Raw genomic sequence first — 20,025 nt, 5'->3', positions numbered from 1 at the left:
CCTCCTCTTTGAAGGTGAATTCGACCTTGTAGGGTGAGTTGTAATCAGTCGCACAGTGCGATGATACAGACTATGAGGCGGTGGAGGTGGTTGGCCTGCATGGTCATGCTGAAACGCCGCGATGGTCATTTGCTTGCATCCAGAAAATCACACACTGCCGCCGCCATCACGGCCACGCCGGTTTTGAGACTCTCTTCATCGCAGTCGTACATGGGCGTGTGGCCGCCGTAGGTCATGCCTTTCTCCTCATTCGCGACACCGAGGCGGAAGTAGAAGCCGGGCACGACCTGCGCGAAGTAGCTGAAGTCTTCACCGCCCATGCCGGGGATGAGTTCAACGACGTTCTGCTCACCGACGATTCGTTTGAAGGCTGGCAGCGTGGCATCGATGAGCTTGCGGTCATTCAGAATGCTGGGGTAGGTTTTGCGATACTCCATCTCGTAGGTGGCGCCGTGGGCTGAAGTGATGCCTTTGAGGATGCGCTCCATCTGCTCGATGATGCCGTCACGAAAAGCTGCATCGTAAGTGCGCACGGTGCCGCCGAGTTCGACTTTCTCCGCGACGATGTTCTCGCGGTCACCACCGCTGATGGTGCCGATGCTGATGACGAGCGGCTGGCGGGTGTTGGTCTGGCGGCTTTTGATCATCTGCAGCGCCATGATGGCCTCTGCGGCCACGGCGATGGCATCCACGCCTTTGTGCGGCGCGGAACCGTGCGCCATCTTGCCATGAATGGTGATGTGGAAGCGGTCGCTGTTCGCATTGTCGATGCCGGGTGTGTAGCCGATCTGTCCGGCCTTCAGATAATGCACGGCATCATCCGTGACTCCCGCAGGCTGCACCACGGCTGTGGTGTGGAGGCCGAAAACCGCCGCAGGCTTTGGATTTTCCATCGCGCCCTCAGCCACCATGAGCTTGGCACCCCAGTCGCCTTTGAAAGTGGCGGGCATGGCTTCTTCAGCGGGCTGAAAGAGGAACTTCACGCTGCCTTTGATTTGATCGCGATGCTTGGAAAGGAGCTCTGCCACGCCGAGAGCGCAGGTCACGTGCACGTCATGACCGCAGGCATGCATGACGCCGGGGTTTTGTGAGCGGTAGGGCACGCTGCGCAGTTCCTTGATGGGCAGGGCATCCATGTCCGCACGCACGGCCACGCAAGGGCCGTCCTTGGCGCCTTTGAGAAGCGCCACCACGCCATGCTTGGCCACGCCGGTCTTGATGTCGGTGAAGCCGAGCTCCTTCAAGCGATCCGCCACCAGCTTTGAGGTGCGCACCTCCTCGTTCGACAATTCCGGGTGCATGTGAATGTCCCGCCTGATTTGCACGAGCTGCGGAAACATCTCTGCGATGCTCTTTTGGAAGATGGCGTCGCGGGTGTCTGCGGCGAAGGACGACGCGCAGAGGATGAGAGGAAGGATGAAGTGCTTCATGGGGGACGCCTTACCTTTGCGCCACTCCTGCGGTGATTTCCTTGGCGTTGGTGCGCAGGATTTCGATGCCATTGAGGATGGGGGCGCTGGTGGGAGATGCGGGAATCAGCTCCAGCATGAGGTTGTCGGTCACTGGAATGTTTTCAAACTGCTCCACGATGGCTCCCTTGCGGGTGGTGGGGTCAAAGGCTTTGAGCACGATCTTGTCACCGAGCTTGACGTCGAAGACGCGCTCTCCGGGCTTATCGTCTGGCAGCGCTGCAAACATGAGTTTCACGGTGTAGGTCGCGGGCGGCTGGCCTTTGGCGAGAAGCGGGATGTCGAGCTTCGTCAGTTCGCGCAGACCGCTGGTGAAGATCCAGGGAGTGTCGTGGCCTGCGATGGAAGGGCTTTCGGAGTTGAAGGCATACGCGCCGCCGGTTTTGCTGGAGTATTGCGGTTTGAAGTCCAGCGGCAGATCGATGCCCGCACGGCTGCTGGGGCGTGGGTAGCCGAGCCAGAGCTTGCCGTGTGCATCGCGGCGGTCTCCTGGTGCTCCGAGATTCAAAGCCATGTGCTGCACAGGCAGGGAAGGGCCGTCGGCGCTGTAGACGCCCCAGTTCATGCGGTCTTCACGCGGTTCAAACACCACGGTGCTGGCGATGGAGAAGAGGCAGACGCAGCCTGCGCTGGCCTCGGGGATCATGACGAGACCGTTGGCGGGGATGGTGTTGATCCAGCAGCCGAGACGATGGCCGGCAAAATGCTCGGTGCCGCTGTCGCTGTCGCGATCATAGAACGCGGTGAACTTGGAGCGGAAGAACATCATGTTGGGGGTGGCCGAAATCGCGCCGCAGTGGTGGCCGGGGCGGGCGAACATCCATGCGGACTCCTCGCCTGTGATGGGATGTTTGCGCGTTTTCTGTGTTCCGGTGTAAAGATCGTAGCTCCAGGGTTCGGCGATGATTTCGTTGTCGATCACCACCGGGCGGTGGCGGTAGTTCGCGTCCTTGGCCCAGACTTTGTCGCCTTTGTTCGCATCCAGCACGACGAGGCGACGGCGTTTGAACTCACCGCTCAAAAACTGCTCCCAGTAGTGGCCGTTGGCGTTGGCACCACCGAGCACGAGGTGGCCGTTGTGATACATGAGGGTCAGGGCACCGCCGCCGATGCCGATCTCGCTGCAGTCCGTCACATCGACGGGTTTGGCCCATTGCTGGACGCCGGTGGCGGCATCGAGCGCCACGGCCATGCGCAGGTCGTTGTTTTTCACGCGGTCCTCGGCCAGTTCGCGCTCTTTGCCGGTGAGTTTGGCAAGGGCGGTCTTGTCCTCTGCCAGCATGAGGGCACGCTGTTCGGGGGTGAGTGAGGCATCGATGAAGAACAGGCGGCCGTCTCCAATGGCGATGCTGACGTGGGAGATGTGCTTGCCCTGATGAGTCCATTTCAGCGCGCCGGTCTTTACGTCGAAGGCAAAGATGCGGTCGGTCGAGATTGATCCGCTCTTGCCGCGGCGTGCCACTTCGGCAGCCTTTTCGACGCGCTCGGTTTCGGTGCCATAGAGCAGGCCATCCTGATAGGCGATGTAGCCCCACTGCAGATCTTTTTTGGTGCCTGCGCCGGGGATTTTCAGGGTGCGCACGATCTTGCCCGTGGCCGCATCAAACTGGATGCACTCATCCTCCATGAGCATGAAGAGGTAGTCGTCGCTCGCGGCCATGTTGCCGGGTTCGCGGGCGTTGTACACGCCGATGCGCATGGCACCCGGGTTCTTGGTCTCCCAGAGCAGCTGGCCGTTGTAGGCGTCGTAGGCCATCACGCTGTCTTCTCCCTGCACAAACAGGCGGCCGTTCACCGAGAGCGGCCCCACGGCTCCGTCGTGACGATTGACCACTTTGCCGGGGCCGGGATCGCCGTACCAGAGCACGCTCAGGCCGCCTTTGATGCGGTGGTCGTCGGTGCTCGAAGTGTTCGCTGCATTGCCATACTGGTGAGACCAGGAGCTCGCGCCAGGAAGGGAGGAACGCGTGAGCACGCTCCAGCCATCGTTGCTCGAAACGGTGGCTTTTTCATCCGTCAGTTTTGTTGCGGCGAGCCAGGTTGCGGTTTGGGGTGTCGCCTTGAAGCAGAACTTGCCGCCAATGGGCTTCAAGTGCCGTGCGACATCTGCAGGTACACCCAGCGGCTCTGAGCTGTCGCTCACGATCAAATTCGCGCAGTAGCTTGAATACGGCATCACCGCGAGATCGAGGTGATCCACCGTGATGCGGGTGCCGTAGAGGCCCGTGGCGAGGAGTTCCCGGCGTGCGGCGGCGACTTTTTTCTCATCGGCATCGACACCGAAGATCACGAGTTCGCTGCGTTTGGCGAGTTCATAGGCGAGCTTTCCTTGATCGTTGCCTAGCACGATGCAGAAGCCTTTGGTGATACCGGTTTGTTTCAAGATGGCTTCTGCTGCTTCTGCATGGGCTTTGTCCGAAGGGAAATCATTCGGCTTCTTCTCAGCGATCATGTCTGCTGCTTTGGTGCCAAAGACGTAAATGCGGCCCGTGGTGGTGCTGACGACGAGATGACCGTCTGAGGCAGCCAGACCACGCGCTTCGCCATCCAAGGTTGCTTTCCATGCCTGCTTGCCGGTTTCGGCATCAATCGCGATCACTTCACCTTTTCCGCCTGCTATGACGGTTTTGCCCGCGATGATCAGTGCGGATTGATGAGGTGTATCGAGCGACCATTTGACACCGGCATCCGTGGATGCGGCCAGGTCGGCCTTGTGTTTCGCGATCTCGTCCTGCTTTGCTTTGTAGGCAATGCGCAGCGGTTCGTATTTCTCGGCGATGGCGGCGAGATCCGCCTGGGCCGTGGCAAAGGCCGCAGGATCGTCCTTCACCTTGCGCGCAGCGGCTTCGGCTGCCTGGAACTTCTTTGCTGCGGCGACCGCAGGATGTTTTTTCAAATCGGCGCTGAGCTTGGAAATGGCCACTTCATGGGCGTGGCGGATGCGGGTGCCTTCGGCGTGCTTGGTGCGGTCCACCGCGATGATTTTGGTGCCGTTGGCCATGTAGCCCATGTCGCCGGCCAAGGTCATCTGAGTGCCAGCAAACCAGGCATAGCCTGATTTTTGCTTCTCCTGATCCAAGGCGAGGATGTGATGCTCGCCCACGGCGTAGATTTGATCGTCGGCCAGAAAGGCCTGCGTGCCGCCGATGGGGCCGCCTGCATCGCCACGCCAGCCGGGTTCGGGTTTGGCGATGAGTTCGCCTGTTTTGCGATCAATCGACACCGCGAGTGATCTGCCGGAAGGAACAAAAAGAATGTCCTTCGTCGCGAGCAGGTAGCCCTGGGGAGAGAGGTCGTTGCGACCGGCGTCCTTCTCGCTGATCGCGTCGTTTTTCCAGATGATCTTCCCGGTGGCCGCCTCGACGGCGTAGATGAAGACTTTCTCATGCGGAAACACGCCCGCACCGAAATAGGCGATGCCGTCATCGACCAGCAATCCCGTGCGCACCGGCCAGCGTGAGATCATGCGGCCACGGGCGAGGATGCGCTCGTCGTGCGGTCCGGCGCGGAGCTTCCACACAAGGCTGCCAGTTTGGGCGTCGAGGCAGTAGGCGTAGCCGTCATCGGAGCCCACATAGACTTTTCCATCTGCGATGGCTGGTGCCAGACGCACGGGGCCATTGGTGAAGAACGACCACAGGTCCTTGCCAGTCGCGAGATCGCGGCAGATCACGCGGCCATCCACGGATGAGCCAAAAAAGATCTTCCCCGCGCTGATGGCGACATGAAACACCTCATCAAAGCGGATGCGGTTCAGGGTCACGTGACTTTCAAAGACTCTGCCATCCTCACCGGCCCAGGCCATCTGCGGTGAGGAGGCGGATTCAAAGGTCCATGCGGACTGCAGCGGGAGCCGGATGTTTTCCGTGGTCGCTCCGACGCGTGAGGCGTCGTGCAGGTAGGTCGGCCAGTCGGCGCTGGCGGTGGAAAGAGCAAGCAGGAGGAGCAGGAGCGGTCGCATGATCGAACTAAAACGCGCATGGGATGCGAATTCATCCAAAGTGCTGCGTATTGTGCGGTGCCCATGCTGCGTCGTCTTGTCCTCATCCTCCTCTTGTGCGCGACCACTGCGTTCGCATGCTCCGTCCCGGTGTTTCGTTATGCACTGGAGCATTGGGCTGCAGATCCCTACCGGGTCAGCGTGCCGCATGGAGTGAAATTGGAGGGCAACTTCAAGGTCACGTTCGGCGCTGCGCAACGCATTGAACTGCGGCAGCCGCTTATGATGCGGAACGATGAGGTGATCTGGTCCGCGGATTATACCGAGGCGAATGCCAAGCTGCTGGTGGATTCACCGGCGCGGCAGCAGATCGCGGAGAGACTCGCCAATGGCGAAAGCGCCGTGTGGGTGCTGCTGGAATGTGGTGACAAGACGAAGGACGCTGCGGCGGCAAAATTTCTTGATGAACGCCTCGAATACTTGAGCAGCGTGATGGAACTGCCGAAGCTGGACCAGCAGGATGTGAAGAACGGCCTCGTTTCGATTCCTGGCGATGGATTGCGCCTGGCTTTTTCGACGCTGAGGCTGAAACGCGATGATGCTGCCGAGAGTGCCTTCATAGCGATGCTGCTGGCGAGTGAGCCGGACCTGCGCAGCCTCAATGAGCCGATCGCGTTTCCGATTTTTGGCCAGGGCCGGGTGCTTTATGCGCTGGTGGGCAAAGGCATCAAGGTGGAAACGGTGGATCGTGCGGCGCAGTTTCTCATCGGCTCCTGCTCCTGCCAGGTGAAGGAGCAAAATCCCGGCGTGGATCTCGTGATGGCGGTGGACTGGAAGCAGATGGTGAAGGCTCAGGCGCAGCCCGGGCAGCAACTGCCGGAGTTAAGTCAGATCGCCGATCTGCTGCCGCAGACGGTCAAGATTGAGGGGCAACCATCTGTGCCCCAGACTGAGCCTGACCGCTCGCGGTTGTATTGGGCCATGGGTCTTGGGCTGCTGGCGCTGATCCTTGTGCTCGGATGGCTCAAGGGTTCGTCGCGTTGAGGTCGAGGCCCAGCTTCTTGAGCTCCCACTCCTGCGCAGGCCAGTCGATCTGTGCCGGCGTGCCCACGGGTTTTTCGTTGGCGAAGATGCCGGCGGACAGTGCGCGGATGCGGCGGTGGGTGGCGTGCTTGTCCACGAGCGGCATGCCCTGCGTTTTTGGAGAGGGGTTTTGTGCGGCCTTCTCCTCTTCCTGCCAGACGGTGGCCAACTGGTGCAGTGCGACGATGCGGTACCAGTGCCAGGGTTGTTCGCAGACCACGTTGTCACGGCACCAGCGCCAGTTGGCGAAGCGTTCCAGCTCGGCGGGACGGACGAGGAAGCAGCGGACGCATTTGCGCCGCACCACCTGGCGGTCTTCGCAGGTCATGGCGAAGAGCCAGGTATCACGAGGAAACGGTGTGACGGCCAGATGTCCGGCGATGTGGTTGAAGGCATCGTTGAGCAATTCAAAGCCCAGCACGCCTTCCGTGCGCAGCACCGGCTTTTGCAGGGTGGTGATGTCTGCCAGTTCGCGCACGATTTTGCGTGCGGCAGGATTGTCGTAGAGATCGTTCACCGTGGTGCTTGGCATCAGATTGCGAAAGAGGAGGACGTATTTGTCCGAGCCTGGCACGGGCGCGAGAAAGTGGGCCTGAAACAGCACGTCGTCCGAATCTCCACGGCGCAGGCGGTCGAGTGATTTCAAATGGCGGCGGAAGAGCAGGAACCAGCTGGCGCCAAATCCGAGCAGGAAACCGATGAACTTGCCCGTGATCTCCGGCACCACGCGGTTCCATTCCAGATGACGCAACCAGTCCGCCATCTGCTGTGCATTCAAACTGCCGGCCCATTGGACGAATTGTTCGTAGAGATTCATGTAGATGACGTAGGGGAGCGGAGACGGCGGAGGCTAGAGACAAAAGATTTGTTGGCAAGGCGTGAACATGCATTCAAAACCTGCCAAGACTTGATGATCAAGGGATCGAAATAACAGGCGGCAAAGCATGGACATGACGGTGCCCGGAGCTAATCTGATGCCACATGCGAAACGCGATTTCATTCTTCACACTTCTGATGCTAACGGCTTGCCTCTGCACCGTCAGCGCGCAGGACAAACCTCTGGATGCCAAGGGGGCGAAAGCGGCGTTCGACAAAGCGGATCGCGCCCTGAACGCAGCCTGGTCTGCGGCCAAGCAGGCGCTGCCGGAAGAGGAGTTCAACAAGCTCAAGGATGACCAGCGCGCCTGGGTGGAATACCGCGATTATCTCGCGCGCTCGCCCATGTATACCGGCGCGGATGCTCAGGGAGAGCTGGCCTTGGATGCGCCGGAATATCTGGAGGCTGCCGCGGGTCTCGAAGACATGCGCACGGAGTGGCTCAAAGGTTTGATTCATGAGTGGAAAGACGAAACGCTGACCGGCTACTGGACCGACAGCTACGGCGGCAGCATTGAGCTCGTGGAGCGTGAGGGGCATCTGCATTTCATCATCCAATGCGTGCGCGGCCCCACCTCGCATGTGGGCGGGCTTTCGGGCATTGCGGCATGGAATCCTAACATCGGCTGGTTCAGTGACAAGGGCCGGGACAAAGAGAAGACCGATGAGGCCAATCTCAGTTTCATCCTCCGTGACAAGAAGCTCGAAGTCATCGGTGCGAATACCGGCTACTATCATGGTGCACGCGCTTATTTTGATGGCAGCTATGTCAAAGTGAAAGCACTGGACGCCAAGGCGCAGGCGAAGATTGTCAAAGCCGCGAAATCAGGCGACCTGCCGGAAGAATAAACTCAAACTACGAACTCATCATGCACGCCGCCGGCCCCAAAAATCCGCTCCATGGCATCACCCTTCAAATGATCGTCACGCAGCTCGTCGAACACTACGGCTGGGAGATGCTCGGCCGGATGATCCCGATCAACTGCTTCAACTGGCAGCCCAGCATCAAGTCCAGCCTCGTTTTCCTCCGCCGCACGCCGTGGGCGCGTGAGAAGGTGGAGGCTCTTTATATCGATTCACTGCCGGATATGCAGCCGCAGGCCCTGCCGCAAGTAGAAGGCGATGAAAGCAGCCCGGTTGCGCCGCAACCAGAGTGAGCAGAATTCCAGTTGCGGCGCAACTGGACTGCTTTTTCACAGCCGCTCCACCTGCTTCAAATGCTCTGGCGGTGGATGGTTGGCATCCACATCATGGATTTCCACCACGCGGCCGTCGTCCATGTTGGCGATGCGGTTGGCGTGGTGAAAGATGCGGTTGTCGTGTGTCACGATCAAGACGGCGCGATCTTTGCCGCGCGCCACGTGTTCGAAGAGTTCCATCACCACGTGGCCGTTCTTCGCGTCCAATGCGGCGGTGGGTTCGTCGCAGATGATGAGCTGCGGCTCATGCACCAGCGCACGTGCGATGGCCACGCGCTGCTGCTGCCCGCCGGAAAGCTGTGAGGGGCGGTTTTTGAAGCGGTCTCCCAGACCCACCTGATCCAAGACTTCCTTCGCCCGCTTTTCCGCCTTGGATGCTCCCACACCTTGAATCAGCAGCGGCACGCTCACGTTTTCCGCGCAGGTCAGCGTCGGGATGAGATTGAAGGACTGGAAAATGAAACCGATGTGCCGTGAGCGAAAACGCGTGATCGCCGCCGTGGACATCTTGCGCAGATCATGGCCAAACACGGTCAGCTCCCCTGCATCCGCCTTCAGGGTGCCGGCGATGATGCTGATGAGCGTTGTCTTGCCGCAGCCCGACGGCCCCACCAGCATGGTGATATCTCCACGGCGCACCTCCAGATCAATTTCCTTCAACACCTGCAGCCTGGAGCCGCCATCGCCAAAGCTTTTGGAAATGCCCTTCACATGTGCTGCGAGCTGGGTGGTTTCAGGGGAGGTCATTACGTGGGGATTCTACGCAGTCTTGATGCCTGCGGTTGCCTTTCAGTTCAAGTCAGGAGTGCACCAAGGCTCATGATGATCTGAAGCGCTTGAAACTTTCGCTGCTTTCCGGTTGTTTACTGCGCTCCCATTCCACCTATGAAGTATCGCACCCTGATCTCTCTCCTCGCCCTCGCCGCTTGCTCCGCTGGAGCCCAGGCTGCGCCGCCCAAGGCCCCGAAGCTTGTTGTCGCGATTCTGGTGGATCAGTTGCGCTACGACTACCTGGACCGCTTTCATCATCAGTTTGTCGAAGGCGGGTTCCGCGAGCTCACGGACAAAGGTGCCTTCATGACCTTCGCCCAGTACAATTATTATCCCACTGTCACCGCACCGGGGCATGCGAGCTTCTTCAGCGGCAGCTCGCCGATGATGCACGGGGTCATCGGCAATGACTGGTTTGACAAGCGCAGCGGCGCCATGATGTACTGCGTGGAGGATTCCAGCGTGACGGGCGTGGGCACTCAGCCAGACGCGAAGGCGGGGAAGATGTCGCCGCGCAATTTCATCGGTGCGACTGTGGCGGATCAAATGCGGCTGCACTGGGGCTCCAAGGTGGTCAGCATGTCCGTGAAGGATCGCGGGGCCATCCTGCCAGCCGGGAAAAAGCCCACGGGGGCGTATTGGTTTGAGTCGGCCACGGGAAATTTCATCACCAGCAGCTACTATGAGAAGGAGCTGCCGGCCTGGGTGAAGGCTTTTAACGACAGCAAGAGGCCGGATGCCTTTGTGGGACAGACCTGGGACCGGCTGCTGGATGAGAAGCAGTATCCCATGCCGGATGCGGCCGCGGGCGAATCCCATCTGGCCGGTGAAGCGACCAGCACCTTTCCGCACAAGGTGATCAAGGAAGAGGCGGAAGGTTATGAGCCGATCCTCTCCACTCCGTTTGGCAATCAGCTTTTGGCCGAGTTCGCGAAAGCGGCCATTGAAGGTGAGAAACTGGGGCAGGGGACCCAGCCCGATTTGCTTTGTGTTTCGTTTTCCTCCATCGACTACTGCGGCCACAAGTTTGGACCCTATTCACAGGAGGTGCAGGACATCACTTTGAGGCTGGACCGGCAGTTGAAGGAGCTCTTTGCCTACCTCGACAAAAAGGTCGGGCTGGCCAACGTGGTGATGGTGCTGACCGCCGACCACGGCGTGGCACCGAATCCTGAAAATGCGAAGGAGCTGGGGCTGGATGGCGGCCGCCCGCCCGTCGCTGACATGCTCGGAGAGTTGCAGACCAAGGTGGTGGAACACTTCGGAGCGGGACGTTACTTTTTGTCTGCCAAGGGCAGTCTGAAGCCACGCTTGGTGGACGGAAACTTGTATTATGACCACGCTGTTTTGGAGGAGAAAAAGCTCCTGCCAGAGACGCTTACCGCTTTCATTCGTGAGTGGGCGCTTTCCACCGGCGTGTTTCATGCCGTTTATGGCCGTGAGCAATTGCTGGAAGGTCGCGCCCCGGGCGTGATCGGCCAGCGCATTGCCAACGGGTTCAATGGCGAGCGCAGCGGTGATGCGGTGCTGATTCTCAAGCCCTGGCTGATTGCGGGCACAGGGAAGGCTGCGACGGGGACGACGCATGGTTCGCCTTTTTCGTATGACACGCACATTCCCATCATCTTCTACGGTGCGCCGTTCAAGGCGGGGCGCTATGCGGATGAGTTCAGCATCACGGACCTTGCGCCGACGCTTTCAGCGGGGCTGGGGATTCAGGAGCCGCCAGTGTGCATGGGGAAGCCGCTGGTCCGGGCGCTGAAGTGAGGGAAATGTGGCTTAATTCAGCCATAGGTTATCAAGGATCATTCATATAGGACGCAGTGAGCGCATGTGCTTCATCGGTACACCTCACGCCGATGTGCGATCTTCACCACAAGCACCAGCAGTTCGGCATCTTTCACCGCGTAAAGAATGCGGTGGTCACCGACTCGCACACGATGGATGCCGTCGCTGGCGGTGAGCTGCTTCATGCCCGGTGGGCGTGGATTGATTGCGAGGGCGTCGATCTCCCTTTCAAGGCGTTCACGCAGTCGAGCGTCGCGTAGATCGCGCAGAAATTTCCGCGCCTGATTGCTCAGTCTAACCTGCCACGTCACGCAGTTCCTCCTTCACTTTCTCCCAAGGGGTCCATGCCGTTTCTTCCTGGAGCACGTTGCGCGCATCGCGGATGTCATCCAGATCCTCCAAACGTTCGCGAATAGCGTCAGCGTCGAAGGCCAGCAGGGCGTCAAGGAAGGCATGATGCTCCGCAGGTGGCAGCAATCGCACGGCTTGGGCAAGTTGGGCGGAAGACATGCCTGCATTATGCCTTTCAGCGGCAATCATGGCAAGGGAGAGATTAGGGCGTGCGACACTCCTCACTGCTGCAAAAACCGACCCGTCACGCTCTTCTCATTCGCGGCCACCTGCTTGGGAGTGCCGGTGGCCAAAATGTACCCGCCTTCGGTGCCGCCGCCGGGGCCGAGGTCGATGATCCAGTCGGCGCAGCGGATGACGTCGATGTGGTGTTCGATGACGATGAGAGTGTTGCCGGCATCGCGCAGGCGGAGGAGGACGCCGAGGAGCGTTTGAATGTCGGCGCTGTGGAGGCCTGTGGTGGGTTCGTCGAGGACGTAGAGGGTGCGGCCGGTGCTGCGTTTGGCGAGTTCGGCACTGAGCTTGATGCGCTGGGCTTCACCACCGGAGAGGGAGGCTCCGCTTTGTCCGAGACGGATGTAGCCGAGGCCGGTTTCCTCCAGCGTGCGCAGCTTGGGGCCGATGCTGGTGCTGCGATCAAAGAAGCGGACGGCTTCGCTGACGGTCATGTCGAGTACATCAGCGATGTTCTTGCCTTTGAAGGTGATCTCCAGCGTCTCCGCGCCGTAGCGGCGGCCTTTGCAGGATTCGCAGGTGACATAGACATCGGCGAGGAAGTGCATGTCGATTTTGATGACGCCATCGCCTTCGCATTTTTCACAGCGGCCGCCGGGGGTGTTGAAGCTGAAGCGCCCGGCGTCGTAGCCGCGCATGCGGGCCAGCGGCAGTTGGGCGAAGAGTTCGCGGATGGGGCCAAAGGCACCGGTGTAGGTGGCGGGATTGGAGCGCGGGCTGCGGCCGATGGGCGACTGATCGATGACGACGACTTTGTCGAGGTGTTCCAGGCCGGTGATTTTTTCGTGAGTGCCGGGGATGTCCTTGGCATCGTAAAAGTGGCGGCGCAGGGCGCGCATGAGGATGTCATCGACAAGGGTAGATTTGCCGCTGCCGGAGGGGCCGGTGACGCAGGTGAAGCTGCCGAGGGGGAAGGCGGCGGTGACGTTGCGCAGGTTGTGCTCGGTGGCGCCGTGGATGGTGAGAGAGTGCTTGGAGCGCGGTCCCAAAGACTCTGTGAGCAGGGTCTGGGGCAGTGCCTTGGCCTCGATGCGAACTCTGCCGCTCAAGTAGCCGCCGCTGATGGAATTTGGATTCGCGGCGATCTCCGCGGGCGTGCCCAGAGCGGTGATTTTGCCGCCGAGCTGTCCGGCTCCTTGGCCGAGTTCGATGATGTAATCGGCGGCGCGCATGGTGGCCTCGTCATGCTCCACGACGAGCACGGTGTTGCCGAGATCACGCAGGCGCAGCAGGGTCTGGATGAGGCGCTCGTTGTCGCTGGGATGCAGGCCGATGCTGGGCTCATCCAGCACATAGAGCACACCCGCAAGTCCGGCTCCGATCTGCGAGGCGAGGCGGATGCGCTGCATCTCGCCGCCGGACAGAGTGCCGCTCTCGCGGTTCAGAGCGAGGTAGCCGAGGCCGACCTGCTCCAGGAACTCGATGCGTTTGGAGATTTCGCGTTGGAGCTCGCCTACATAGGCTTTCTGCTGCTCGGTCACTTCCAGCTCACGCATCCATTGCAGGGCATCGCGGGTTTGCAGGGCGGTGAAGTCATGGATATTCAGCTCTTTGTCCTGAGCACGCAGCTTGACCGCCAGCGATTCCGGCTTCAAGCGCATGCCCCCGCAGGTCGTGCAGGACTGTGGATTCATCAGGCGCGTGAGGGCGGCGCGCAGCACATCGCTTTCGGCGTTCTGATACATGCGGGCGATTTCGGGCAGCAAGCCTTCGAAGGGCTTGGCGACGCTGCGTTTGTTATCCGTCTTCTTCCAGCCGGTGCTGATGGGCGCAGCGCCGGTGCCATGGAACAGCGCGTGTTTGAAGTCCTGCGGGAGGTCTTGAAAGGGAACGTCCATCGCGGCGCCGAAGTGCTTGGCCAGGGCCTCGATACTTTGATTGAAAATCTGCTTCACCTTCGGGTGGCGCGCCCACCAGGCTTTGATCGCGCCATCGTTCAGCGATTTAGACTCGTCCGGCACCAGCAGGGTGGGATCTGGTGTGGGCGTGGTGCCGGTGCCTTCGCAGACGGGGCAGGCGCCGAGGTGGGTATTGAAGGAAAAATGCTGCGGAGTCAGGCGCTCGATCACATAGCCGGTGCGGGGATTGGCAAAGGCGGTGGTGTAGCTGAGGATTTCCTCGCTGCCATCGAGGTTCACGAGGAACTGCACCTCGCGCTCGTTCCAGTGGAGTGAGCTTTCGATGGCCTCCATGAGGCGCTGGCGGGAGTCGGCGCGCACCACGAGGCGGTCGATGACGATCTGCACCTGCTGCGTTTCGGCGTCCTCCAGCTTGAGGGAATCCTCCAGCTCCACCACCGTGCCGTTCAGTCGCACGCGGACGAAGCCCTGACGCTTGAGCTTTTCAAACAAGGTGCGGGTGTCCGCGCCGCTGGCCGGTGGCTGGGGGGAGAGGGCCATGACGCGGGTGCCTTCACCCAGAGCCAGCACTTTGTCGGCGATCTCCGGCGGGGTGCTGCGGTGCAGCTTTTCACCCGTGCTGGGGTCGTAGGGCTGGCCTGCCACGGCGTAGAGGACGCGGAGGTAGTCGTAGATTTCCGTGACCGTAGCGATGGTGCTGCGCGGGTTCGGATTGGAATGCACCTGCTCGATGGCCACCGCCGGGGACAGACCCTCGATGAAATCCACGTCCGGCTTCTGCATCTGGCCTAGGAACTGCCGGGCGTAGGCGGAGAGGCTCTGCACGTAGCGGCGCTGGCCTTCGGCAAAGAGGGTGTCGAACGCCAGCGATGACTTCCCGCTGCCGCTGACGCCGGTCAGGACCACGAGCTGGTGCCGCGGGATGTCCACGTCGATGTTTTGGAGGTTGTGCTGCCGTGCACCTCGCACGCGGATCACGTCTTTAGGCATGGGCCTACACAAGCCGCGTGGGGCAGGGGAGATCAAGCCCAAGAAAACCCCGGCTGGCCCGTTTCCAGAATGGTGCATGAGGGCGGTTGATTATTTCCGGCCTCTCTCCTAGACTCCTCCACTGTCATGAAACCTCTTATTGTCATCGCCCTGGCCATCGCCGTCGGTTACGTCTCCTACGAGTATGTGTATCCGCCTTTTGCTGATGCCATGAAGTTCACCAAGCACGTTCCTAAAAAGGAGGAGCCCAAGAAAGAGGTGGCCGTGGCTCCCGCGCCGAAGCCGGTCAAAAAGGAGCCAAAGATCGTCATGGAGGCGCCTGCACCGAAGCCGGAGATGAAGCCCGAGGAGCCGAAACCTGAGATGCCCAAGGTCCCCGAGCCGCCGCCGGTGGACCCGAATGCCTTCGTCGCTCCCGTGTTTCCACCTGTGGATGAGCTGACCCAGAACTGGGCCGTGGTGCCGAAGGGCTTCTTCAACACGCCCAAGCAGGTGACCATGAAGAAGGATCTGGAACTGAAGATGCAGATGGGCAAGGCCACTGCAGCCACCACCTTCAAGGCGGGCACCAAAATCTTCGTGATGGGCCAGGAAGGCACCAACCTCGTGGTGGGAGCCTCCGCAGGTTCTCCGATGCGCGGCCTCGTCGCCATGGATGAAACCGACTTCAAGGAGGTGTTCACTGCCGCCTATGAGCAGGTGAAGGTCGTCCAGACCGAGAACGCCCGCAAAGCCCACGCCTACCGCCTTGCCGCTGCTGAGCGCGCCAAAAACGCCCCTGCCGCCTCCACAGGTGGCGGAAGCAGCAGCAATGACAAGCCTACCAAAGATGCCGACGGCTCCTACCCGCTGCTCCTTGCCAGCATGAAGGCCGGCGAGGTCACCGAAATCAAGCCCGACAACATCAAGTCCTGGAGCGATCCCACGCAGGAAAAAATCGACGGCGCCGAATACTGGACTGTGAACGTGAAATACGAAACGCAGACCATGTTTGGCAAGTTTGAGACCGAAGCCCAGGCCCGCATTAAAAACGGCCGTGTGGAGAAATGGGTGTACACCGGCTCCGGTGAAGTGGTGCCGTAAACCTGTGGAGGACAGATCCGATGGTGATTTTTCTTGTCATCATCGGCCTCATGGCGGGCATTGCTCTCGCATCGTATTTCCATGAGAAACGGCATAGGACTTCGCGGGCAAGCCGCAGCAACTATCCGAACGAGCACTGGGATGATGCTGGTGCCGGTGAGGCTCCAGACGACTTTGGCGCAGAAGCTGATGGGGACTGACCGAAGCCTCCCGATTATTTCGCAGTCCCGCCTTGAGGTGGCCTGATGTCATGCATGTTGTTTGGCGCTAGGTCCCCCCCTGGCTCTCTTGAATCCTTGACTCTGCCTCCTCTCTTGGCACGTAAACTTACCCGATGAAGATCATCCGCCACACCGATCCCGACTACGCCACCGCCGCCGCCGCCCTCAACCGCCGTGCTGAGGCCAGCGATGCCGTACGTGAGGTCGTCGCTGGTGTCATCAAGGCCGTGCGCGAGCGAGGTGATGCCGCCGTGCTGGAACTCACGGAGAAATTTGACGGAGCCAAGCTCACCGCTGAGCAAATGCGCGTTCCGCAGGCAGAACTGGATGCTGCCTGGGAGGCCGCCGATCCCACCTTCAAGCGCGCCCTCGAATCCTCCCACCGCAATGTGTCGGCCTTTGCCCAGCGCAGCATGCGCCAGGGCTGGGAATTCACCAATGAGCAGGGCGCTACGGTGGGTGAAGTCTTTCATCCCTTTGAGCGCGTGGGCTGCTACGTGCCGGGAGGCACTGCGCCACTGGTCTCCACCTCCATCATGACCGTCGCCATTGCCGCTGCGGCTGGCGTGCCGGAGATCGTCGTCTGCACACCCTGCGGACGCGACGGCACGGTGAATCCGGGGTTGCTGGCTGCGCTGAAGCTCGCGGGAGCCACCGAGGTCTATAAAATCGGCGGGTCGCAGGCCATTGCGGCGCTTGCTTTTGGCACCGCCACGATTCGTCCGGTGGTCAAAATCTTTGGTCCCGGAAACAGCTACGTGGTCGAGGCCAAGCGCCAGTCTTTTGGCGTCGTCTCCATTGATCTACTGCCTGGCCCCAGCGAAGTGCTCATCCTCGCCGACAAGTCAGGCAACCCTGCCTTCATCGCTGCGGACATCCTCGCGCAGGCTGAGCATGGCAAGGACAGCATGGCGGGTTTCCTCACGGATGATGCCGCACTGCTTGATGCGGTGGTTGCGCAGGTCGGGGAGCAGTCTCAAACGCTCAGCCGTCAGGCCCAGCTCTTGCCGGTGCTGGAGAAAGGTGTCTTTCTCATGCTCATCCCCAGTTTGGAGGACGGAGCGCGTCTAGCGAACGACTTTGCCCCAGAGCATCTCACGCTCATCTCCACGCGTGAAGATGCCATCCTGCCGCTCATTCGCACGGCGGGTGCCATCTTCCTGGGCAATCATTCGCCGGTCGCCGTCGGCGATTTCCTCGCTGGTCCCAGCCACACGCTGCCCACCGGCGGCTCTGGCAAATCCTTCCCGGGCATCACGGCGGACATGTTTCAGCGCCGCACCAGCATCATCCGGCTGGATCGCGAGAGCTGTGCCAAGTCCGACCCCATCGTCAGCGCGATCAGCGCAGTTGAGGGGCTTGATGCGCACGCGCGTTCGGTGTCCATTCGTGCCTCATGAACCACCGCTTGTGCCTGATCGCTCTGCTGCTCGTTGCCTGTGGCAAGGAGGCTCCTCAACCTGAGCCCAAGGCTAAGTCTGCTGCGGCCGCTCCCAAGCCAGCTCCGGAGAAAAAACTGCCGCCTGTGCCGCAGGGGAAGCTGCCGAAGATGGATCCGGAGAAGGCCAAATTCATCGCCGTGCCCAGTACACCAACAGACCCTGAGGTCAAAAAGAGCGAGAAGGTCGAAAAGCCTGCGGCAGAAACGAAGAAGGTGGCCGCACCTGCTGCGACCAAGCCCGCCGAGCAGCCTGTGCCTGAGGTCAAGAAAGCCGAAGTGCCGGCGGTCAAACAGTAGGGCGGGAATGCCCGGCTGAATCACACAGGCACGCGGATCTCCAGCCACTGACTTTCCGCGTCTGCGGGCTTCACCAAACGTGAGGGGGAGGCGAGGGTGGCGGGAACGAGGGCGAAGTCTCCTGCTTTGAGAGTCGTGCCGCCGACGGTGATCTTGCCGCTGACAACGGCGATGGTGAGGCTTTCGCCTGGGATACCTGCCTGCTTTGAGCCGCTGAGCACTTTGACGTTGAAATACTCGCAGTTCACAAGCGTGCCGTTGGACTGGACCTGCTGCACGCCGGGCTCGAAATCCGTGAAGTCGATGCTCTGCATGGACTCCTGCACATGCAGCGCGCGCGGTTTGCCATCCAGCCCGACGCGGTTCCAGTCGAAGACGCGATACGTTGTGTCGCTGTTCTGCTGGATTTCATAGATCAGCAATCCTGCGCCGATGGCATGGACGCGGCCGCTTGGGATGAAAAGGCAGTCGCCCGTGCGTGCCTCGATCACATGCACGACATCAGACACCGTGCCGTTTTTCAGCGCGGTTTCGAAATCCGCGCGCGTCGCTCCCGGTTTCAGACCGGCGTAGATCTTCGCACCCGGATCTGCATGGGCGATGTACCACATCTCCGTTTTCGGCTCGCCTTTCAGTTCCTCGGCCATGCTTGCGGGCGGATGCACCTGGATCGAGAGATCATCGCAGGCATCGAGAATCTTCATCAGCAGCGGGAAGGCGGGGCTGGTGGATTTTAGGAGGGTTTTGCCAAACACAGCCTCGCGGTGGTTCGTCCACAGCTCATGCAGAGTCACGCCATCCGCCGTCACACTCGGGGCCTCAGGGCGGTCGCACACCGTCCAGGCTTCACCAAAGGGAGTGGTGGCATCCGGCAGTGCGGCCCCCAGGAGGGTCTCCATGCGGCGGCCACCCCAGACGCGGCTTTGATAAATGGGTGTGAAACGAATGAGGTGATTGAATTTCATGTGATCATAATCAACCACAGCCCGCGTTGACGCTCTACCTCGAACTCGCCAGAATGCCCGCCGTGAACCAAATTGAAGCCCCCTTTATTCACTCTCTGAAGGAAATCCTAGCTCCGGATAGAGTACTTACCTCAGCGGAGGACATTGTGCCTTACAGTTTCGATGGAACCGCCGCCCTCAAGCAGCGTCCCGGTGCGGTCGTTTTTCCGCTGACCGCCGAGGAAGTGTCCGAATGCGTCAAACTCGCTCGCAGAAACGACGTCCCCGTGGTCACCCGTGGCTCAGGCACCGGATTGAGCGGTGGCAGCGTGCCGCTGGCAGGCTGTCTGGTGATCTGCCTCGTGAAGATGGACAAACTCATCGAGGTTGATGAAAAAAACCTCACGGTGCGGGCGCAGAGCGGTGTCATCACCAAGGAGATCGACGACGCCGCAGCGAAGGTGGGCCTGTTTTATCCGCCAGACCCTGGCTCGATGAAGATCTCCACCATTGGTGGCAATGTGGCCGAAAACTCGGGCGGCCTGCGCGGGCTGAAGTATGGCGTCACGCGTGATTACGTCATGGGCATGGAAGTCGTGCTGCCCGACGGCACGCTGACCTTCCTTGGCAACAAGTGCGTCAAAGACGTGGCGGGTTACTCCATGAAGGACCTCTTCATCGGCAGCGAAGGCTCCCTCGGCATCATCACGGAAGTCATCCTGAAAGTGTTGCCTCGGCCCAAGGCGCGCAAAACGATGCTGGCGCTGTATGATTCGATGGACGCTGCTGCCAAGACGATCTCGGCCATTATCGCCGCCAAGATCATCCCCTGCACGCTGGAGTTCCTTGATCGCGTCACGGTGCAGTGCGTCGAAGATTATGCCAAGATCGGCCTTCCCACGGATGTGGAGGCGCTGGTGCTGATGGAGACCGACGGGCATCCCGTCGTTGTCGAAGAAGAAGCTGCGCAGATGATGGCGCTCGCCACAGCCAACGGCGCTCGCGATGTTCGCGCTGCTGCGGATGAGGCGGAAGGCGCCAAGCTCGCCGCCGCGCGCCGCAATGCATTCTCTGCGCTTGCCCGTGTGCGGCCCACGACGATCCTCGAAGACGTGACCGTGCCGCGTAGCGAACTCGCCACGATGGTCGCCTTCATCGACAGCGTGGCGAAGAAGCACAAGCTGCAGATCGGCACTTTCGGCCATCTGGGCGATGGCAACCTGCATCCCACCTTCCTCACCAATGAACGCGATCATGAGGAGATGCACCGCATTGAAATCGCGCTCGAAGAAATTGTGGATGAAACCATCCGCCTCGGCGGCACTGTTACTGGTGAGCACGGTGTCGGCCTCGCCAAAAAAGGCTTCCTCAGACGCCAGCTCGGTGAAGGCAGCTACGAACTCATGCGCAGCATCAAACAAGCCCTCGATCCCCAGGGCCTGCTGAACCCCGGGAAGATTTTTGATTGAGGAACTGATC

The 20,025-nt window shown here is 60.5% G+C and carries 17 protein-coding genes; 9 read left to right on the top strand and 8 right to left on the bottom strand.

All coding sequences use genetic code 11. The features are described 5' to 3' along the window. Positions 1-125 precede the first annotated feature (125 nt). Both AC24GY_RS08605 and AC24GY_RS08600 read right to left on the bottom strand, forming a co-directional pair. Positions 126-1,430, bottom strand: a complete 1,305-nt coding sequence (locus tag AC24GY_RS08605; RefSeq protein ID WP_487682011.1) for a M20 metallopeptidase family protein — start codon at positions 1,428-1,430, stop codon at positions 126-128. Positions 1,431-1,440: 10 nt separating this feature from the next. After that, entirely contained in the window at positions 1,441-5,430 is a 3,990-nt protein-coding gene (locus AC24GY_RS08600) for an outer membrane protein assembly factor BamB family protein (protein WP_487682009.1), read from the bottom strand. Positions 5,431-5,493: 63 nt separating this feature from the next. Here AC24GY_RS08600 and AC24GY_RS08595 point away from each other — a divergent pair, with 63 nt between their 5' ends. After that, a complete protein-coding gene (locus AC24GY_RS08595; protein ID WP_487682007.1) occupies positions 5,494-6,453 on the top strand; it encodes a hypothetical protein in 960 nt (319 codons plus the stop codon). On the opposite strand, the gene AC24GY_RS08590 is transcribed toward AC24GY_RS08595, so the two are convergent. Beyond that, entirely contained in the window at positions 6,434-7,309 is an 876-nt protein-coding gene (locus tag AC24GY_RS08590; RefSeq protein ID WP_487682005.1) for a hypothetical protein, read from the bottom strand. The genes AC24GY_RS08595 and AC24GY_RS08590 overlap by 20 nt on opposite strands. Before the next feature lie 197 nt (positions 7,310-7,506). Here AC24GY_RS08590 and AC24GY_RS08585 point away from each other — a divergent pair, with 197 nt between their 5' ends. Both AC24GY_RS08585 and AC24GY_RS08580 read left to right on the top strand, forming a co-directional pair. After that, the gene (locus tag AC24GY_RS08585) at positions 7,507-8,217 is read left to right on the top strand and encodes a lysozyme inhibitor LprI family protein (protein ID WP_487682003.1); all 711 of its coding nucleotides are present in this window, start codon (positions 7,507-7,509) and stop codon (positions 8,215-8,217) included. Between the two features lie 20 nt (positions 8,218-8,237). Next, on the top strand, positions 8,238-8,525 hold the full coding sequence (locus AC24GY_RS08580; RefSeq protein WP_422321244.1) for a VF530 family protein: 288 nt from the start codon (positions 8,238-8,240) through the stop codon (positions 8,523-8,525). A gap of 36 nt (positions 8,526-8,561) precedes the next feature. Here AC24GY_RS08580 and AC24GY_RS08575 read toward each other — a convergent pair whose 3' ends face one another. Next, a complete protein-coding gene (locus AC24GY_RS08575) occupies positions 8,562-9,314 on the bottom strand; it encodes an ABC transporter ATP-binding protein (protein WP_487682001.1) in 753 nt (250 codons plus the stop codon). A gap of 138 nt (positions 9,315-9,452) precedes the next feature. On the opposite strand from AC24GY_RS08575, the gene AC24GY_RS08570 reads away from it, so the two are divergent. Beyond that, positions 9,453-11,105, top strand: a complete 1,653-nt coding sequence (locus tag AC24GY_RS08570; protein WP_487681999.1) for an alkaline phosphatase family protein — start codon at positions 9,453-9,455, stop codon at positions 11,103-11,105. Positions 11,106-11,176: 71 nt separating this feature from the next. Here AC24GY_RS08570 and AC24GY_RS08565 read toward each other — a convergent pair whose 3' ends face one another. The 3 genes from AC24GY_RS08565 to uvrA form a co-directional block, all read right to left on the bottom strand. Then, positions 11,177-11,437 carry a type II toxin-antitoxin system RelE family toxin gene (locus AC24GY_RS08565; protein ID WP_487681997.1) on the bottom strand — a complete coding sequence of 87 codons (261 nt, stop codon included), beginning with the start codon at positions 11,435-11,437 and terminating at the stop codon, positions 11,177-11,179. Further along, on the bottom strand, positions 11,421-11,636 hold the full coding sequence (locus AC24GY_RS08560) for a hypothetical protein (protein WP_487681995.1): 216 nt from the start codon (positions 11,634-11,636) through the stop codon (positions 11,421-11,423). Before AC24GY_RS08560 ends, AC24GY_RS08565 begins: the two co-directional genes overlap by 17 nt. Positions 11,637-11,698: 62 nt before the next feature. Continuing rightward, entirely contained in the window at positions 11,699-14,560 is a 2,862-nt protein-coding gene (gene uvrA, locus AC24GY_RS08555; protein ID WP_487681993.1) for an excinuclease ABC subunit UvrA, read from the bottom strand. A gap of 126 nt (positions 14,561-14,686) precedes the next feature. On the opposite strand from uvrA, the gene AC24GY_RS08550 reads away from it, so the two are divergent. The 4 genes from AC24GY_RS08550 (at position 14,687) to AC24GY_RS08535 (ending at position 17,602) form a co-directional block, all read left to right on the top strand. After that, on the top strand, positions 14,687-15,643 hold the full coding sequence (locus AC24GY_RS08550) for a hypothetical protein (protein WP_487681991.1): 957 nt from the start codon (positions 14,687-14,689) through the stop codon (positions 15,641-15,643). A gap of 20 nt (positions 15,644-15,663) precedes the next feature. Further along, on the top strand, positions 15,664-15,843 hold the full coding sequence (locus tag AC24GY_RS08545; protein ID WP_487681989.1) for a hypothetical protein: 180 nt from the start codon (positions 15,664-15,666) through the stop codon (positions 15,841-15,843). Between the two features lie 134 nt (positions 15,844-15,977). Then, a complete protein-coding gene (gene hisD / locus AC24GY_RS08540) occupies positions 15,978-17,264 on the top strand; it encodes a histidinol dehydrogenase (RefSeq protein WP_487681987.1) in 1,287 nt (428 codons plus the stop codon). Beyond that, positions 17,261-17,602, top strand: coding sequence for a hypothetical protein (locus AC24GY_RS08535; RefSeq protein ID WP_487681985.1), 342 nt, complete (start codon positions 17,261-17,263; stop codon positions 17,600-17,602). The genes hisD and AC24GY_RS08535 overlap by 4 nt, the downstream gene beginning before the upstream one ends. A 20-nt stretch (positions 17,603-17,622) precedes the next feature. Here AC24GY_RS08535 and AC24GY_RS08530 read toward each other — a convergent pair whose 3' ends face one another. Next, positions 17,623-18,567: a type I phosphomannose isomerase catalytic subunit gene (locus tag AC24GY_RS08530; RefSeq protein WP_487681983.1), complete on the bottom strand. Its 945-nt coding sequence runs from the start codon at positions 18,565-18,567 to the stop codon at positions 17,623-17,625. A 53-nt stretch (positions 18,568-18,620) separates the two neighbouring features. Between AC24GY_RS08530 and AC24GY_RS08525 the strand changes: the two genes are divergently transcribed. Continuing rightward, on the top strand, positions 18,621-20,015 hold the full coding sequence (locus AC24GY_RS08525) for an FAD-binding oxidoreductase (protein WP_487682360.1): 1,395 nt from the start codon (positions 18,621-18,623) through the stop codon (positions 20,013-20,015). Positions 20,016-20,025 lie beyond the last annotated feature (10 nt).

It is taken from the genome of Prosthecobacter sp. Pr1, from assembly GCF_057652315.1.
Note: the sequence above shows the minus strand (reverse complement) of the source record. Positions and strands in the feature narration are given on the sequence as shown.

Excerpts from the sequence above, each read along its gene's own strand:
- hisD (WP_487681987.1), top strand. The coding sequence starts at position 15,978 with ATGAAGATCATCCGCCACACCGATCCCGACTACGCCACCGCCGCCGCC.
- AC24GY_RS08560 (WP_487681995.1), bottom strand. The coding sequence starts at position 11,636 with ATGTCTTCCGCCCAACTTGCCCAAGCCGTGCGATTGCTGCCACCTGCG.
- AC24GY_RS08530 (WP_487681983.1), bottom strand. The coding sequence starts at position 18,567 with ATGAAATTCAATCACCTCATTCGTTTCACACCCATTTATCAAAGCCGC.
- AC24GY_RS08590 (WP_487682005.1), bottom strand. The coding sequence starts at position 7,309 with ATGAATCTCTACGAACAATTCGTCCAATGGGCCGGCAGTTTGAATGCA.
- AC24GY_RS08535 (WP_487681985.1), top strand. The coding sequence starts at position 17,261 with ATGAACCACCGCTTGTGCCTGATCGCTCTGCTGCTCGTTGCCTGTGGC.
- AC24GY_RS08585 (WP_487682003.1), top strand. The coding sequence starts at position 7,507 with ATGCTAACGGCTTGCCTCTGCACCGTCAGCGCGCAGGACAAACCTCTG.
- AC24GY_RS08525 (WP_487682360.1), top strand. The coding sequence starts at position 18,621 with ATGCCCGCCGTGAACCAAATTGAAGCCCCCTTTATTCACTCTCTGAAG.
- uvrA (WP_487681993.1), bottom strand. The coding sequence starts at position 14,560 with ATGCCTAAAGACGTGATCCGCGTGCGAGGTGCACGGCAGCACAACCTC.
- AC24GY_RS08550 (WP_487681991.1), top strand. The coding sequence starts at position 14,687 with ATGAAACCTCTTATTGTCATCGCCCTGGCCATCGCCGTCGGTTACGTC.
- AC24GY_RS08580 (WP_422321244.1), top strand. The coding sequence starts at position 8,238 with ATGCACGCCGCCGGCCCCAAAAATCCGCTCCATGGCATCACCCTTCAA.
- AC24GY_RS08575 (WP_487682001.1), bottom strand. The coding sequence starts at position 9,314 with ATGACCTCCCCTGAAACCACCCAGCTCGCAGCACATGTGAAGGGCATT.
- AC24GY_RS08605 (WP_487682011.1), bottom strand. The coding sequence starts at position 1,430 with ATGAAGCACTTCATCCTTCCTCTCATCCTCTGCGCGTCGTCCTTCGCC.
- AC24GY_RS08570 (WP_487681999.1), top strand. The coding sequence starts at position 9,453 with ATGAAGTATCGCACCCTGATCTCTCTCCTCGCCCTCGCCGCTTGCTCC.
- AC24GY_RS08545 (WP_487681989.1), top strand. The coding sequence starts at position 15,664 with ATGGTGATTTTTCTTGTCATCATCGGCCTCATGGCGGGCATTGCTCTC.
- AC24GY_RS08595 (WP_487682007.1), top strand. The coding sequence starts at position 5,494 with ATGCTGCGTCGTCTTGTCCTCATCCTCCTCTTGTGCGCGACCACTGCG.
- AC24GY_RS08600 (WP_487682009.1), bottom strand. The coding sequence starts at position 5,430 with ATGCGACCGCTCCTGCTCCTCCTGCTTGCTCTTTCCACCGCCAGCGCC.